Origin of the sequence: Leuconostoc sp. S50, from assembly GCF_016624925.1 — a bacterium.
Classification (GTDB): Bacteria; Bacillota; Bacilli; order Lactobacillales; family Lactobacillaceae; genus Leuconostoc; species Leuconostoc pseudomesenteroides.
The window spans coordinates 45,394-60,717 of record NZ_JACVUE010000005.1 but is presented as its reverse complement, the minus strand read 5'-3'; the positions used below and the strand labels follow the sequence as shown (position 1 = coordinate 60,717).

General features: G+C 40.3%; 17 protein-coding genes and 1 riboswitch. Of the genes, 8 read left to right on the top strand and 9 right to left on the bottom strand.

Annotated features, from left to right (window positions below):
* Positions 1 to 8 precede the first annotated feature (8 nt).
* Positions 9 to 1,256 (bottom strand): tyrosine--tRNA ligase, encoded by a 1,248-nt coding sequence (gene tyrS / locus IAE53_RS05800; protein WP_188353321.1) that lies wholly within the window; start codon positions 1,254 to 1,256, stop codon positions 9 to 11.
* Positions 1,257 to 1,625: 369 nt separating this feature from the next.
* On the opposite strand from tyrS, the gene IAE53_RS05795 reads away from it, so the two are divergent.
* Entirely contained in the window at positions 1,626 to 2,387 is a 762-nt protein-coding gene (locus tag IAE53_RS05795) for a DUF975 family protein (RefSeq protein WP_188353322.1), read from the top strand.
* 19 nt (positions 2,388 to 2,406) lie between these two features.
* On the opposite strand, the gene IAE53_RS05790 is transcribed toward IAE53_RS05795, so the two are convergent.
* Positions 2,407 to 3,234: an SDR family oxidoreductase gene (locus IAE53_RS05790; protein WP_148424012.1), complete on the bottom strand. Its 828-nt coding sequence runs from the start codon at positions 3,232 to 3,234 to the stop codon at positions 2,407 to 2,409.
* Between the two features lie 122 nt (positions 3,235 to 3,356).
* Between IAE53_RS05790 and IAE53_RS05785 the strand changes: the two genes are divergently transcribed.
* Genes IAE53_RS05785 through IAE53_RS05770 form a run of 4 tightly spaced genes read left to right on the top strand, consistent with a single transcriptional unit; the run spans position 3,357 to position 5,551 of the window.
* Positions 3,357 to 3,695 (top strand): PadR family transcriptional regulator, encoded by a 339-nt coding sequence (locus IAE53_RS05785; protein ID WP_004915101.1) that lies wholly within the window; start codon positions 3,357 to 3,359, stop codon positions 3,693 to 3,695.
* A complete protein-coding gene (locus IAE53_RS05780; protein WP_188353324.1) occupies positions 3,692 to 5,041 on the top strand; it encodes a DUF4097 family beta strand repeat-containing protein in 1,350 nt (449 codons plus the stop codon). Before IAE53_RS05785 ends, IAE53_RS05780 begins: the two co-directional genes overlap by 4 nt.
* 33 nt (positions 5,042 to 5,074) lie before the next feature.
* Positions 5,075 to 5,269 carry a hypothetical protein gene (locus IAE53_RS05775; RefSeq protein ID WP_004915105.1) on the top strand — a complete coding sequence of 65 codons (195 nt, stop codon included), beginning with the start codon at positions 5,075 to 5,077 and terminating at the stop codon, positions 5,267 to 5,269.
* A gap of 18 nt (positions 5,270 to 5,287) precedes the next feature.
* The gene (locus tag IAE53_RS05770) at positions 5,288 to 5,551 is read left to right on the top strand and encodes a PspC domain-containing protein (protein WP_010292537.1); all 264 of its coding nucleotides are present in this window, start codon (positions 5,288 to 5,290) and stop codon (positions 5,549 to 5,551) included.
* Between the two features lie 35 nt (positions 5,552 to 5,586).
* Here IAE53_RS05770 and IAE53_RS05765 read toward each other — a convergent pair whose 3' ends face one another.
* Positions 5,587 to 6,471, bottom strand: a complete 885-nt coding sequence (locus tag IAE53_RS05765) for an alpha/beta hydrolase (protein ID WP_200136089.1) — start codon at positions 6,469 to 6,471, stop codon at positions 5,587 to 5,589.
* A 147-nt stretch (positions 6,472 to 6,618) separates the two neighbouring features.
* Between IAE53_RS05765 and IAE53_RS05760 the strand changes: the two genes are divergently transcribed.
* Positions 6,619 to 8,079 carry a glutamate--cysteine ligase gene (locus IAE53_RS05760; protein ID WP_148424009.1) on the top strand — a complete coding sequence of 487 codons (1,461 nt, stop codon included), beginning with the start codon at positions 6,619 to 6,621 and terminating at the stop codon, positions 8,077 to 8,079.
* Between the two features lie 290 nt (positions 8,080 to 8,369).
* The gene (locus tag IAE53_RS05755; protein WP_200136090.1) at positions 8,370 to 9,143 is read left to right on the top strand and encodes a 2-keto-4-pentenoate hydratase; all 774 of its coding nucleotides are present in this window, start codon (positions 8,370 to 8,372) and stop codon (positions 9,141 to 9,143) included.
* A 108-nt stretch (positions 9,144 to 9,251) separates the two neighbouring features.
* On the opposite strand, the gene IAE53_RS05750 is transcribed toward IAE53_RS05755, so the two are convergent.
* Entirely contained in the window at positions 9,252 to 10,250 is a 999-nt protein-coding gene (locus IAE53_RS05750; protein ID WP_200136091.1) for a YeiH family protein, read from the bottom strand.
* Positions 10,251 to 10,365: 115 nt separating this feature from the next.
* On the opposite strand from IAE53_RS05750, the gene IAE53_RS05745 reads away from it, so the two are divergent.
* Positions 10,366 to 11,184: a LysR family transcriptional regulator gene (locus IAE53_RS05745; RefSeq protein ID WP_148424006.1), complete on the top strand. Its 819-nt coding sequence runs from the start codon at positions 10,366 to 10,368 to the stop codon at positions 11,182 to 11,184.
* Here the strand turns inward: IAE53_RS05745 and IAE53_RS05740 are convergent.
* From IAE53_RS05740 to lepB, 5 genes are all read right to left on the bottom strand, one after another.
* Positions 11,179 to 11,748, bottom strand: coding sequence for a xanthine phosphoribosyltransferase (locus IAE53_RS05740; RefSeq protein ID WP_148424005.1), 570 nt, complete (start codon positions 11,746 to 11,748; stop codon positions 11,179 to 11,181). The two genes, IAE53_RS05745 and IAE53_RS05740, sit on opposite strands and share 6 nt — an antisense overlap.
* On the bottom strand, positions 11,745 to 13,079 hold the full coding sequence (locus IAE53_RS05735; RefSeq protein ID WP_148424004.1) for a nucleobase:cation symporter-2 family protein: 1,335 nt from the start codon (positions 13,077 to 13,079) through the stop codon (positions 11,745 to 11,747). Before IAE53_RS05735 ends, IAE53_RS05740 begins: the two co-directional genes overlap by 4 nt.
* A gap of 74 nt (positions 13,080 to 13,153) precedes the next feature.
* A riboswitch (purine riboswitch) is annotated at positions 13,154 to 13,251 on the bottom strand.
* Between the two features lie 74 nt (positions 13,252 to 13,325).
* Positions 13,326 to 14,249: a magnesium transporter CorA family protein gene (locus IAE53_RS05730; protein WP_139967744.1), complete on the bottom strand. Its 924-nt coding sequence runs from the start codon at positions 14,247 to 14,249 to the stop codon at positions 13,326 to 13,328.
* Positions 14,246 to 14,710, bottom strand: coding sequence for a GNAT family N-acetyltransferase (locus IAE53_RS05725; RefSeq protein ID WP_148424003.1), 465 nt, complete (start codon positions 14,708 to 14,710; stop codon positions 14,246 to 14,248). The genes IAE53_RS05730 and IAE53_RS05725 overlap by 4 nt, the downstream gene beginning before the upstream one ends.
* Positions 14,679 to 15,290: a signal peptidase I gene (lepB, locus tag IAE53_RS05720; RefSeq protein ID WP_139967746.1), complete on the bottom strand. Its 612-nt coding sequence runs from the start codon at positions 15,288 to 15,290 to the stop codon at positions 14,679 to 14,681. Before lepB ends, IAE53_RS05725 begins: the two co-directional genes overlap by 32 nt.
* Positions 15,291 to 15,324 lie beyond the last annotated feature (34 nt).

The window sequence follows — 15,324 nt, the reverse complement described above, 5'->3', positions numbered from 1 at the left end:
GCTAAAAGTTATTGTACTTTACCCAAGAAATACTTTTTCTTACCACGACGCACTAACACAAATTGACCGTCATAATGACTTGCAGGGTCAATCACTGCCTCAAGGTCTTTGATCTGTTCCCCATTAATTCTGATGGCACCATTGGTTACATCTTCACGGGCTTGACGTTTGGAGCTTTCAATCTGCCCATCAACCAAAAAATCAACGATATTTTTAGGAGCTTGTTCAATCTCAAAACTTGGTACACCGCCAAAGGCATCCGCAATTTCATCAGCTGACAAGTCAGCAACATCACCACTAAACAAAGCTGCTGACAAACGTTCTGCCTCTTCAACAGCAGCTTGTCCATGAACAAATTTTGTCACTTCTTGCGCCAAGCGACGTTGTGCTTCACGCGCACCCGGATTTTCTTGTGACGCTTTTTCAAGTTCATTAATCTCATCAACCGATAAGAAAGTAAAGTATTTGAGGTATTTCACAACATCAGCGTCACTTTGGTTGTACCAGAACTGGTAGAACGTATAAGGTGACGTTTTTTCAGCATCTAACCAAATGGCATTGCCTTCAGACTTACCAAACTTCTTACCAGTGGCGTCCGTCATCAAAGGAATTGTCAAACCAAACGCCTTTGCTTCGTTACCTTCAATTGCATGAATCAAATCAATCCCGGACGTGATATTGCCCCACTGATCTGAACCACCAATTTGTAATTGAACGTTGTGTCGACGCCACAATTCATGAAAATCAATCCCTTGCAAAATTTGGTAGGTAAATTCAGTAAATGAAATACCCGTTTCCAAACGTGAAGCAACGACATCTTTTTTTAACATGACATTAATTGAGAATAACTTACCATAATCACGCAAAAAGTCCGTCAGTGTCAGCTTACCCAACCAGTCGTTATTGTTAACAATTTGTGTGTCACCAGCACCAAATAACTTCGTCACTTGCGCTGTAATGCCTTGTTCATTAGCAGCGAGTTGCTCTGGTGACAACAATTTACGTTCAGTTGTCGGACGTGGATCACCAATAGCACCTGTCCCACCACCAATGATGATAACTGCTTTACCACCAGCATTTTGGAAACGCTTTAGCACCATAAATGGAATCAAATGTCCCAAGTGTAGTGATGGTGCCGTCGGGTCAGTTCCGACATAAGCACCAATCTTGTCATTGCTCATTGCTTCTAACAAACCGGCTTCGTCCGTTACTTGGTTGAGGGCGCCACGCCATTTCAAGTCTTCAATAAAATTCATCAGTATCTCCTTATTTTAAAATCATTTTTAACAGCAAAAATCGCCCTAATCTTAATAGAATAGGACGATTTTCACCGTGGTACCACCTAAATTGTAAGTCATCGGACTCACCACTTAATATTGCCTTATCGCGGCTGACGTCATTGTCTAAACGTTGTGTAACTCAACAATATTTTCGGATTAGCTCACAGCAACCGCTAACTTTCTGATACACGCCTAATATTGCCTTTATCAACGTAATGAATATTTTTATTATACCAGAATTTCATTCTAAATAGTAATTTTTAATCTTTAATTAGCTGGTGGTATTTTTGTGACTATTTTCGACTATGTTATAATTGAATATATTACGTCAGAGGGAGAACTGATATGAATTCAATTCGAGAAATTAAACACGCAGCTTGGTCGCGCGTGACGCAAAGTTTTGGGGCAGCGTTTTTGCTAGCACTTATTCCATTTATTTTAGAATTTGGCAGTAGTGCTTCCACTGCAAGAGACCAGTTACGCAATGCCAATACTGTCACATCAACTAGTGGCAGTATTGGTAAAAGTGTAGCATTTGATGCTGGTACCATTATCACAATTATTGTCGCTGTTTTAATCAGCCTAATCATTGTCTTTGCAATTTTAGCATTGTTCATTGCCTTAATTGAAATGTTTGCAGAGAGCTCGACCGTTGGTTTCCTTACTTGGTCTGAAGAAGACGAGAAACCCGTCAAGCCTTTCATTGGTGGCTTAACACTAATCAATGGGACAGTTTATAAAATTGCCTATATTCGTGCCATCTATTCAATGCTTTGGGCATTGTTATTCTTTATTCCGGGTATTATCAAGTCATTTAGCTATTCACAGGCAATCTTAATTTACCGTGATGATATCAAAAACAACCGTGATATTCGTACAGCACGTCAATATTTAAAAGCATCAGCTGAGATGATGAATGGTTATAAGGGACACCGTTTCTTGCTTAGTTTAAGTTTGATCGGTTGGTCAATTTTGACAGCCCTAACTGGTGGCATTTTGGCTATCTTTACCACACCTTATTTCTTAGCAGTCAATGCTTCATTCTATCAAAACCTGCGTGGTTTAAGAGATGCGCAGCATGTTAATGATACGAGTACAGTCTTGTGAGCAATCACAAGGCTTTTTTTTAACCCTTACCACCTTGAAATTCATTATATAAGGTAATCCCGCCATCAATGTAAAGTGTCGTTCCTGTAATATAACTTGCCTCTTTGGAAATTAACCACATGGCCGCGTTAGCCACGTCAATCGGGTCACCAATTTTTTTCATCGGAATCATATTAGTCGTTTCTTGCTTGACGGCAGGATTTTTAAAGCGCTCTGCATTGATTGGCGTATCAAGTGCACCCGGCGAAATCGCATTAATTCGGATACCACGTTCAGCATACTCCAAAGCAGTTGTCTTGGTAAACATCAACACCCCTGCTTTCGCTGTGGCATAAGACGCGTATGTTGGCCACGGAATCGTATCATGTATCGACGAAATATTAATAATGTTACCTTGAATTTTGTGCGTCAAAAAATGATTAATTGCAATTTTTGACCCTAGAAATACACCATCCATGTCAACATGTAATACCCGCTGCCAGTCATCATAACTTACCAAATGTGTCGCTTCTTGTATTTCAAATCCTGCATTATTAACCCAAACATGAATCTCACCAAAATGTTGGATTGCGGTGTCATAAATTGCTTGAATGCCCGCCTCAGTACCAACATCAGCTTGCACCGCAACCGCCCGACCGCCAGCAGACTCGATTAATTGTAACAATCCGTCAACGACATTTTTTTTAGCATTTAAATAATTAACGACAACGTTCATTGCTTCAGCACCAGCATGTCGAGCAATAGCTTCGCCGATACCAGAAGAGGATCCAGTTACCACAATGGTTTTTCCTGACAAATCAGGATACCGCGTATGAGGGTGATTATTTTGTGTTGTTTGTTGTGTCATAAGACTAACTCCTTTTGAGCATTATTATACACAGCAAATATGACTTTTTTGTAAAAACAAACAAATTACTTTGACAAGCATAGTAGTTTGTTATATTATATAAGCATACGAGGTAATTTACTATGGAAATATCAAAAGATCTCATTCGAGGTCACACTGATACGATTATTCTGAATATCTTAAATCAAGGTGATTCTTACGGTTATCAAGTTTCAAAATCTATTCGACAATTATCCGACCACCAATATGAACTCAATGAAGCAACCCTTTATACTGCTTTTCGCCGGCTAGAAAAGCTGGGTGATATTGAGAGCTATTGGGGTGACGAAACACAAGGTGCACGTCGAAAGTATTACCGTATCACCTCACAAGGGCAAGACCATCTAGCCACGGCGCTAGATGAATGGCGATTTGCTAAAAAAGTGATCAGCAATCTGATTAGTGGGAGAATCGAATTATGACATCAATAGAAATGGAAATTAGAACACGTTTAGATGTTATTTTTTCAAAATATACACCTAACACTCAGCTAACCGAGTTTAAAGAGGAACTAGTGGCTGATTTAATTGAGGCTTATCAAGACTTTGCCAAAACTGACCGTTCTCATGACGAAGCATTGGATGATACTTTTGATCAGCTCGGTGATATTGATACTGTTTTGAAAGAATTAAGCGAACAAAAATCAACAACCAAAGATGATACACAATCAGATGAGCAGGAAGATACAACCGAAAACAGCAAACGGTCATTTGTAGATATCTCTGATGAAGGCGTACACATTGGTAATCTTCATATTAACAGCAAAGGGGTACGCCTTGGTGACGATATTGTCATTGACGGTCAACACGACAAAGTACAATTTGGCGACTGGCTGCACGTGGATCACGAAGGTGCACGAGTTGGTGACAAGTATTATCAATTTGAAGGTGATCAAGGTCACTATAATTTTGAAACGCATACGCTTGAGGAACCTTTCTGGACCAAAGCACATCACAATATCACGATTCCAACAAGTGACAAACCATTCATTTTTGACTACAAAGACGCCAGCGTCAGTTTTTATACCAATGACAAAACTGATTTAATCACGGTTGATGAATATTTCAGTCGTGATAATGCCCGTTACTTTGCCCGTATCTCAGAAACAGATGATCATGTTCTGATTTCACAAGGCGACCATCCAATGCTTTTCCATGTCAAGACTGCGATTCAAATCGGCTTACCACAGAACTTCAGCACTGGAAAAATAACGACAATCAACCACTCAGGCAGTTTATATGTTAATAGCGTTGCACTTGAAGAATTTAACGTCAGTGTGTACTCTGGCAGTTTCAAAGCACAACATATTACAGCCAAAAGTGGTCTATGGCGGGTCACTTCTGGGACGATCAAAGCCAGCGATGTTAAGTTTGAAACCGCTGAAATTGAAAATAAATCAGGCAGTATCAAATTAGAAAAAACTGTCATCAATGACGCTACCGTGTCGGCACATTCTGGTTCAATTCGTATTGACGATTTTGTTGGCGGCGGCCACTTTAAAGCTAACTCGGGCGCAATCCGGTTACGCCTTTCAAAATTGACGCGTGATTTAACCTTAAAAGCAAATTCTGGTTCAATTCGCGTTACCGCGCCAAACAATCAAGATTTCAACTTTGAATTATCAGCGCATTCCGGCAGTGTGTCTGTTGAGCGCAGCAATATTCATTTTGACCAAAATAATGGCAGCTACAAACGCGGATTCGTTGGAACAGATCCCGAATTTGCCATCGAAGCGCAAGCTAATTCGGGTACTGTTAAAATTTATTAAGGAGTGTACGGGTCAGTCGTACAACATCATCACATGAAAGAACACTATAATCATATTCACGTAGGCCACGATCATGGTCTGCAAGCTTACGGCGTCGGCTTCTTACTAGCCGGCGGTATTCAATTTGCGACATCTCACGATTGGTGGTCAACTTTGTGGCACGCGTTCTTAAGTTGGGGCTACATTGGTTACTATATTGCTGAAGTCGTTCAAAAAGTTATTCATTAAACAAGGAGAAATTTCATCATGGCTAAAAATAAAAAATTAACGCGTTCACGCAGTAATCGTTTAATTGGTGGTGTTCTCGGCGGATTTGCTGAGTATTTTGGTTGGGACGCAACACTCGTTCGCGTCATCTTCGTGGTTGTATCATTCTTTTCAACCGCGTTCCCAGGCATTTTGGTTTATATCCTAGCATGGATTTTAATGCCTGATGCACCAACAAAATCTCACTATTATTCTGACCAGACGAGAAAAGACGTCACACCAGATGATACTGATCGTCCATAATAAAAAAGATTGATGCGTTAAATCATCAATCTTTTTTATTGTTTTATAAACGCTAACTTTTGCTGATAAATATCATCAGTGTCAAAATCACTGGGCCCGTGGTGAGCACCAGACACCCAAGTTGTTTTGGCTGATTGACCAACGATATCGCCATATTCTTGCGCTAATTTGACACTTTGTAAATACGGTACAACATCATCCGCCGTACCTGATAACAAATAAAGTGGTGGCATTTTTTGACTAAAATAAGTTGCCGGATTAGCTTGTGCGACTAGTTCTGGCACATCAGCCGGTCGCTGATTATTTAACATTATGCCTTCAAATGACAACTTTGAACCAGTCTCGGTGAACTTTGGTGTTATGCCTAACTTTTCAAACTGTGGCACAAATTGGTCAACTTGGTAAGGTCCGTATAAGCCAATTATATGAGAAATTTCAGGTAGCTCACCAGATGTCGCACCTGCCGGTTTTTCACCTAACATAACACCACCCGAAATACTGGCTGCAGTTAAAACGGCCAGTTGAGCACCGCTTGACTCCCCAATCAACACCACATCAGTCATATTTAACCCATACGTTTCGGCATGCGCAACTAAAAATGACAGTACCGCGCGAATTTCAGCAATTTGATTTGGAAAATGATTCGTGTGAACGGTATTGAGTGAATAGTTTGGACTCACAACGGCGTAATGATCAGCTAAAAATCGCAAACTTGGTTGTAACTTGTAAGAAGACTTTTCCCCACGTAATAAGCCCCCACCATAAATATCTACAATAACCCCCACTGTATGTTGCGTTTTTGGTCGGTAAATATCAAGCTGATGACGCGCACCACTAGCATAATCAACATCACGAAAAATCGTTACATTATCCGGCACTTTAGCCGGAACGTATTGATAAATTTTATCTTTGAATAACATACCCTTATTATAGTTTGGGGCGTATCTTAATACAAATATTTCGATTACAAAAGTCGTATCAAACGCCTATTCTAAAATACATATTTCACCCTTTTAAAACGTAAATGCGGTAAAATGAGGTAAATATCATTGTTGGGGTAACATTATATGTCCGAAAATCTTGACCATTTAAAACGCAATCATCTCCTTGAGCTATTATTTGCTGGGCGCTTTGGAATCGAAATTGAAGAACACCGCGTCCAATTAGGACAACCGCGATTATCGCAGCATCCCCACTCACGCCAACTTGGCACTCGAAAAACCAATCCTTACTTCCAAACTGATTTTTCAGAAAGTCAAGAAGAGCTGGTGACTGCACCAAAACATGCTTCAAAGGATGCTTTAGCCCATCTACATGAATTGCAAACCATCTTGAGCAATGAACTATCAGAAGATGAAATCATTTGGCCACTTTCCATGCCACCTCATCTCAATGAAGACGATGTTGACTTCTTATTGACACACTTTGAACGGCCATGGTATCAAGAATATCGTGAAGAATTAATCGCTCGCTATGGTTATTATCAACACATTATGACCGGCGTGCATGTCAATTATTCACCAGCTGATAATTTGATTGATTGGTTTGGATCCCAACATCATATTCAATCCTATCCAGCTGCCAAAAATCGGTTATATTTCCAAATAGCGCAACAAGTCACCGGTTATCGTTGGCTGCTAACCTATCTATTTGGCGCAAGTCCTGTCACTGAAAACAGTGCTGACAACTTACCCAATAATCGACTCGATATCCAGCCAGTACGTTCTTGGCGTGCCAGTGATTTTGGTTTTGCCAATCGCCCTGAAATTTTAGTGGATTATTCAGATTTTGAAACCCACATTCGCCAAATTAGACAATACATCGCCAATGGTGATTTCTATGACAAAAGCGAGTTTTACGGTCCAGTCCGACTTAAAGGCCCCGGAGAAATTGAAGATTTAATTCAAAACGGCGCTAATTACATGGAATTTAGAATGTTTGATACAGATCCATTCTCATTAGATGGTATCTCTCAAACCGCTTTGAGTTTTCTACATCTGCTGATTATCGACGCAATTGTTAACCCACAACCTTGGCCAAAACACACTGCCGAAGGTGCACGCGCCTTTAATCATGTTGTAGCATTGGCACACCCAGATGAACCACTCAGCAGCACAGCTACCCAACACACTCGTCATTTGTTGACACGCTTAGCAGAAATTGTTGCCGTATCACCAGCTGATTTGCGCGACGATTTTAATCAGGCGTTAGATTATGCCAAAACGGCACTAGATGATCCAAAACAAACGATTGGTGCTCGTCTCGCTAGCTTCATTAAAAATGACTCACTAACCACCTATGCTGTAACGCGTGGGCAAGCCATTTTAAAAGCACGTCAACAAGCCAAAAATAATTTTGTTTTTGTACCAAAAAACCTACAAAAAACTTATATTCAAGCGCATAAGCTTGGCTTTAAAACACTAATGCGCGAGGATAATCACTTACAAGTCACTTATGGTGACAAAGTTTGGGCTTTTATGAGCGACGAAGACCTCACAAAATATCTGCCAAATCATGTCGAAAAATGATTATAAAATGAGAAAAGTAAGATTAACGTTGCTTTTCTTTTTTTATTGTTTTATAATTAAGCACATGAACAAGCAAATGACTTCACAAGTAAACAACACAATTATCAACGCGATTATTATTATTTAGTAATCGGGTTGTTATTTTGCGTAACGACTCGCTGTATGCCTGTCGTTACGGTTTCAAGTGACCTAAATCTCATTTGATAGCGTAACTGCTATTGAATGAGATTTTTTATTTGCCATAGCACAGTGACTACCCCTTGGGTAGCACAATATCTCGGAGGAAAATTATGACGACATCACAAGAATTAGCTAACCATTTATATCAGGCTTTCGCCACCAACACGCCACTTGACCGCGACGCTTTTGTTGGCGTTGTCCACAGTTTTGAAGAGGCGTATCAAGTACAAGATGCCGTTCTTAAGCAAAAAGGTGAACCAGTCGCCGGCTATAAAGTTTCTTTGACATCACCTGAAACACAAGCGATGTTCGACTCAGATTCCCCGCTTTATGGTGGTCAACTTGCCAACAAATTCTTACCTTCTAATACCGAATTTCACCTGAGTGATTATAATGAACCACTTGTGGAAGTTGAAATGCTCTTCACAGCCAAAGAAGATCTCACGCCTGACATGACACCAGAAGAATTGCTACAACACACAACCGTCGCACCAGCACTGGAATTGCCAGACGCGCGCTTTGGCAATTGGTTTCCAAAATTAGATAAATATTTGGTTTTGAGTGACACTGCTGTTGGTGGGGCTGTTGTTTATGGAACGGCACGAGATGGCGCTGGCTTGACGCTCAAAACACTAGCTGATGTAAAAGCTGTTCTCACCCACGATGGTGAAGAAGTCGCCAATGGTCAAGGATCTAAAGTACTTGGCAACCCCGTTTTCTCTTTGAAGTGGTTAGTAGGCAAATTATTTTCACAAGGAAAAAAATTCCCTGCGGGAACACATGCTTCAACCGGCACATTTTTACTACCACCATCTTTGACAGCTGGTACTTGGTCAGCGCAATTTAGTGACGATTTTGGTACTGTCACTGTCGAAGTCGACTAACAAAAAAAGATGTTTCACATGAAACATCTTCATCATAGGCTTGTAGCTCAATGGTAGAGCGTTGCGCTGATAACGCAGAGATATTAGGATCATTCCCTTTCGGGCCGATTAGAACAAAACATGAATTAAAATGACCGCCAAAACAACTTGTACGAAACCTGTGACCAAACCATAACTCAAGAACTTGCTACCAGATTTCTTAATAATATCTAGTTTCAAGTTTAGTCCAATTCCTGCTAAGTTAACAACACCGAAGAAACCAGAAACTTCTTTTGCCCCTAACGTCAGCAAATGTGGCATTGTCAAAAAACTATTGGCTAACAATAAAATAACGAAAGCAATGATGAACCAAGGGATTTTGACTCCTTTTGAAGCAACTTTTGCTTCGCCATTTCCTTGATCGCGCTTTTGTGCCATCTTAGCAAATACCAAAACAACGACTGTTAACAAAATAACCCGCAGCATTTTAAACAAAGTCGCATAGGTCACAACTGTTGGGTTAATCAAGGCCGCCGTTCCAACAACTTGACCAACTGACTGAACAACACCACCCACTAATGCACCTAATAATAAATTATGATTGCCAACTAAATGTGGCCCAACAACTGGCAGCAATAACAACAACACCACACCAGTTAAACTAACCGTCGCAACTGCTGTACGCCGTTGATCATCAGTGGCACCAATGGCCGGCGCCACTGAGGCAATGGCACTTGAACCACAAACCGCATTGCCAGCCCCCATTAACATGGCTGACTTATCACTGACCTTAAACAGTCGACCACCCATCCACAGCACAATCACAATTGTTAATGTCATTTGAATTAGAATAAAGGCCAACCCGTTGATGCCCAAATTCTCGATGGTTCGCAATGTTACGGTCAGTCCCATCAAAGCAATACCAATTTCAATCGGATATTTTTCCGCCCATTTCATCCCCGGTGCAAATGAATCACGATTTAACACAGTGTTACCTAGTAAAATACCTAACAACATCGCAATCGCTTCTGCGCCCAGAAAAGGTAACCAATTCGCCAAAATTTTAGCGACAAAAGACAAAATTAAGGTAATGATAATACCCGATACCATATTTGCTTTTATTTTCATGTTTTCTCCCGTCAATCCTTAAACTTATAATACAATTAATATTACCCCCGCGTTTGCTATTTGTAAAATAAATATTTATAATGTATTCAATTAAAAAAACTAATAGGAATGGGCTATGTTCAAATTATTACAAACCTTCATTGCAGTTTATGAAACGCGGTCTTTTTCAAAGGCAGCAGACCAATTATTTATCTCGCAACCCAGCGTCAGTGTCCATATTAAACAACTGGAAACCGAGTTAAAAACAACCCTATTTGACCGAAATGGCCGTACTGAATTAGCACCGACAACTAATGCCCGTATGTTGTATCAACGCGCGTTAGCGCTTTTAGATGATTGGCAAAAGACCACCGACAGTCTTGTTCAAAATCAACGGACCACTATCAAAATTGGTGCCTCGCAAACGTCAGCAACCGTCTTATTACCTAAAATGGTAGCTCATATTAAAAAAGATGATTTCAATACCACTGATTTCCAAATCGAAATGCATAATTCCGAGGAAATTCTAGCTGGCATATTGAATCATCAGTTTGATATTGGCTTAATTGAAAAGCCGATTACACATGATTTTATTGTGCGTGAAGCCATTGCTACCGACCAGTTAGTGTTAGCTGGTAATCCTAACAGTGATCTATGGCTGGTTCGTGAAAAGGGTTCTGGTGTATATCACTATACACAGCAATACTTCAAACAAGAAGACATTGTTCCCGACCATTTTTTAACCATTGCCAACAACGACGTGATTGTCAAAATGCTGGCAGAAAACTTTGGTAAGTCGATTGTCAGTATTCAAACACTGCCCAATGGCGTTCCTTATCAATCTTTAAATAGTAATTTTAATCGCTCATTTTATTTGATTCGTTCAGCGCATGAAAATCGTGCTGATGTCCTGAAGTGGCATAAACATTTCGCAAAAATTGCCACCCAATTATAGAAATTCAACTTGACCGTTGACAAAAGCTTTAATTCTTGCCAAACTTTCCACATGAATGCCTCGCTCATCTAGTATCTGGCGTCCTTTTTGGAAAGTTTTTTCAATGACAATACCAGCACCAACAACATGTAAATCAGCGTCTTGGGCAATTGTCAGTAAACCATCAACCGCCTGACCATTAGCTAAGAAGTCATCAATAATGAGCACATTCTCGCCTGCTGTCAAAAAGCGCTTGTCAATCATGATATGATTGGTTGTTTGCTTAGTAAATGAATAGACGTCAGCAGTCCACACATTATCTGGCAACGTTAATGACTTGTTTTTACGTGCAAAAACAACTGGTACGTGTAGCGCCAATCCAGCAAAAACGGCTGGTGCAATACCAGAAGTTTCAACCGTTAGGACCTTATCAATCTTCTCATTAGCAAATAAACGCGCAAACTCTTGTCCCATTGCTTGCATCAGTTCTGGATCAATTTGATGGTTCAAAAATGAATCGACCTTTAAGACGTCTTCATTTAATACCCGACCATCTTTTTGAATGCGCTCTTCTAACAATTTCATTGTGCTAACCCCTTTTCAACTATTTTACCATCCATTACTTGTTCGCCGTCGTCATTAATTTTACCATTAAGAATCATGTTCAAGACCACTGCTAAAATTGATGTCACGACCACGCTGTTTGTCACAATCAGTTGAATGGTTTGTGGCAAGTGCTGGAAAAATTGGGGATAGACCGTCACGCCAATACCACCACCAATTGATAACGCCGCAATCACTAAGTTTTTCTCAGAATCAAAGTTGACATGGCGTAAAATATTGACACCTTGCACACCAATCGTCCCAAACATAACAAACATTGCACCACCCAACACGGCACTTGGAATTATCGTTGCTAATGCGCCAAACTTTGGTAGCAAACCAATAATAATTAAAATGATTGCTGCAAAATAAATGGGTTGTTTCGTTTTCACGCCTGAAAGTCTAACCACACCAACGTTTTGACTGAAGGTTGAATAGGGAAATGTGTTAAAAATACCAGACAAAATGACCCCTAGACCTTCGGCTCGATAACCATTAGCCATGTCGTGTGCACTTAGCTTACGGCCAGTCAAATCAGCTAACGCAAAGTAAACACCCGTTGATTCAATCATACTCGTTAATACAATCACGATCATTGTGATAATGGCTGAGGTATGAAATGTCGGAACACCCAAGAAAAATGGCGTTGGCACGTGCACCCAAGCAGCGGAAGCGACAGGTTCAAGTGATACTTTACCTAAAAAGGCTGCAAACACAGTACCTAAGATAATGCCTAATAGAATAGCAATTGCTTTGACGAAGCCCTTAGCAAACAACATGAAACCTAAAATGATAGTAATCGTGACTAAACCAACCAATAAATTGCTTAAATCACCATAACTTTTGGCACTCGCATCACCGCCACCCCAATTCAGCAAGGCAACCGGTATCAATGTAAAACCAATCACTGTAATCAAAGAACCGGTGACAACTGGCGGAAAATAAGCACGTAATTTGGCAAAGAGCCCACCAATTAGAAAAACAAAAATGCCGGCAGAGATGGTTGCACCATACATTGCACCAATGCCTAGCGTACTACCAATGTTAATCAAGGGTGATACGGATTGAATGGCTGAACCAAGCACGACGGGCATGGCAATACCAGTTAATGGTGTTCGCTTCAGTTGTAGCAATGTTGCCACACCAGTCATTAAAATATCTACTGAAATTAAATAAGCCATCTGTGCCGCCGAAAATTTCAAGGCTGTTCCTATCAGCAAAGGCACCAAAACACCGCCCGAATACATCGCTAGCACATGTTGTAACCCTAAGAACAAAGATTGTACTTTGTTTTGTTTCACCGCGTTATCCATTTTTCCCTCGATTTCTCGCTACAATTAAAAAAACTGACCATTTCCCTATCAGAAAAGGCCAGCATTGTCTTTGAATCGAATACTAACTTGCGATAGTCGCACCTTTTGGCGTGCGGTAGAAACTAGGTCACCATTTTTAACCAATTATATCTGCAATTATTTTATGTTTATAGCTTATCAAATTACCTATTGGTAATGCAAGTTTTTGATGATATTCTAAATCACAATATGTTGCGTATTTGTGGTTTACTTCCTAAAGAACCCACTCAACATCAACAGCAGGCTCACAATCGCCATCAAGGCAGCGGTAATGACTAATGTGACCCACCAGCCACTTTGTGCCGCAGCAAATGGTAGCCACTTGACGTTCTCGCCATAAAAGCCACTGACAATTGTCGGTACAGTCAACACAATAGAATAGACCGTTAAGACTTTCATTGTCCAGTTCAGGTCACGATTACTCAAATTTCCCAGCGCATCACTCACCGAATTAATCACTTCCATTGCCAAATTAGCCATGTGTTCAGCTTGACCAACTTCCACACGAACATCATCAATATGTTCTAGCTCGAAATCTTGCAATGTTTTTTTAAAGTCAGTCCGATAATTATCCAACATGGCATGATTATTAGCCAATGAATTTTGAATATAAATCATTTGCGTTTGCAAATGTAACAGATCGTTCATTTGCTGTGTTGTCCGCTTTTTCTCGGCAAATTGCGCTTGAATGACACGTCTCTTACGATTAATAGACGTAATTTCATCAACATAGCGCGTCATTAATGAATAAAGCCCCGTCATAATGAAATCAAAGGCACTGATATCGTCGTCAGCAGCACGAACTTGCTGATTTTGTGGTTCTAGAAGCACCGTTTTAATGTAATCAGTTGGCTCGTGCGTAAAAGTATAAACATCCCCATGCGCAAACAAAATGCCAATTGGTCGCGTTTCCACATTTTTAGGATGATAAGAAATCACATCAATCACCATTAAGGCTTCATCAGCCGCATGGTCATACTCCATCCGGACACTTTCATTGTGGTCGACCGCATAATTAATCATTTCATTGGTCAAATGATGCTCTGATATCAACCGTTGATGCTCCGCCGGCGTCAAATTTGACACGTGATACCATTTAAAATTTTTAACTGCTTTAACTGTGTCAATCATTTTCTACCATCCCTGTACGTCACATTTTGTGGTTTAACAAGCTGAGATTTTCTGACTGGAACAAAACCTTCACGGTCATAGAATCGTTGTGCATCAAGGTTAGCCACAACCACTTTTAATTCCAAAGGTTCATTCACAGCCTGACGCGCCCAATTTAACAAGCATTTGCCAATACCATAGCGTTGCCAACCCTCTTTAACAAACAACAAATGCAAAAAATGGTCCCATTCAGATAACGACGCAAAGCCAACAATCTCATTTCCAAAAACAGCTACCATCACCCGTTCACCATGAGAATCTGTCACAAAGTCAGCTAATTTAGGGTGCTTCACCCATGAAAAATGATGTTGTCGGCTCTCCAAATAAATACGCGCAACTGCGTCTGAATCTTCAGGTCGCATTGCGCGTAGTACAAGTTCGGTCGCTAATTTATTTGACAAAAAACTCTTTTGATTGGTCATTAACGTTCTCTTTTGCTTTGGTATCTGAATTCCAAAATGGTACGTAAACCTTACCTAATATATGCTTCTTTTCAATAAAGCCAAACATGCGGCTATCATTTGATACGGAACGATGATCACCTAGGACAAAATACATATTTTTTGGTACCACACTTTTGTTCCGATCTTTCTTTTGCCACAAATCCTCGCGAGATGATAATGTCTTCAATGACCAATCACCCCACGTGCCACTGGTACGCTGGTCGTTACTAATATAGTCCTGATTGACCTTTTTACCATTGACGTATAGGTTAGCACCACGATGTTCTACTGTGTCACCAGCCACTGCAATAACACGCTTCACATAGTCTTTGTGTCCCGACTTGATTTGCGGATCTTCGTGTGTTGCATCAAACACAATCACATCACCACGCTTAATCGTCGCTAATTTGTTTTCAATAACAAGTTCACTATTTTCTAGATTGGGTGACATTGAGGGCCCATCAACTTTAACCAATGTGAACCAAAAAGTCCGAATCAACATCGCAATGGCTAGACCAATGACAATTGGTACAACCCAATTTTTGATAAAATTTTTCACTTACTCTACCTCTTCAATATTACATCATATTATA

Bases quoted from the DNA above. Each gene is read 5' to 3' on its own strand.
- tyrS (WP_188353321.1), bottom strand. From the start codon at position 1,256: ATGAATTTTATTGAAGACTTGAAATGGCGTGGCGCCCTCAACCAAGTA.
- IAE53_RS05795 (WP_188353322.1), top strand. From the start codon at position 1,626: ATGAATTCAATTCGAGAAATTAAACACGCAGCTTGGTCGCGCGTGACG.
- IAE53_RS05790 (WP_148424012.1), bottom strand. From the start codon at position 3,234: ATGACACAACAAACAACACAAAATAATCACCCTCATACGCGGTATCCT.
- IAE53_RS05785 (WP_004915101.1), top strand. From the start codon at position 3,357: ATGGAAATATCAAAAGATCTCATTCGAGGTCACACTGATACGATTATT.
- IAE53_RS05780 (WP_188353324.1), top strand. From the start codon at position 3,692: ATGACATCAATAGAAATGGAAATTAGAACACGTTTAGATGTTATTTTT.
- IAE53_RS05775 (WP_004915105.1), top strand. From the start codon at position 5,075: ATGAAAGAACACTATAATCATATTCACGTAGGCCACGATCATGGTCTG.
- IAE53_RS05770 (WP_010292537.1), top strand. From the start codon at position 5,288: ATGGCTAAAAATAAAAAATTAACGCGTTCACGCAGTAATCGTTTAATT.
- IAE53_RS05765 (WP_200136089.1), bottom strand. From the start codon at position 6,471: ATGTTATTCAAAGATAAAATTTATCAATACGTTCCGGCTAAAGTGCCG.
- IAE53_RS05760 (WP_148424009.1), top strand. From the start codon at position 6,619: ATGTCCGAAAATCTTGACCATTTAAAACGCAATCATCTCCTTGAGCTA.
- IAE53_RS05755 (WP_200136090.1), top strand. From the start codon at position 8,370: ATGACGACATCACAAGAATTAGCTAACCATTTATATCAGGCTTTCGCC.
- IAE53_RS05750 (WP_200136091.1), bottom strand. From the start codon at position 10,250: ATGAAAATAAAAGCAAATATGGTATCGGGTATTATCATTACCTTAATT.
- IAE53_RS05745 (WP_148424006.1), top strand. From the start codon at position 10,366: ATGTTCAAATTATTACAAACCTTCATTGCAGTTTATGAAACGCGGTCT.
- IAE53_RS05740 (WP_148424005.1), bottom strand. From the start codon at position 11,748: ATGAAATTGTTAGAAGAGCGCATTCAAAAAGATGGTCGGGTATTAAAT.
- IAE53_RS05735 (WP_148424004.1), bottom strand. From the start codon at position 13,079: ATGGATAACGCGGTGAAACAAAACAAAGTACAATCTTTGTTCTTAGGG.
- IAE53_RS05730 (WP_139967744.1), bottom strand. From the start codon at position 14,249: ATGATTGACACAGTTAAAGCAGTTAAAAATTTTAAATGGTATCACGTG.
- IAE53_RS05725 (WP_148424003.1), bottom strand. From the start codon at position 14,710: ATGACCAATCAAAAGAGTTTTTTGTCAAATAAATTAGCGACCGAACTT.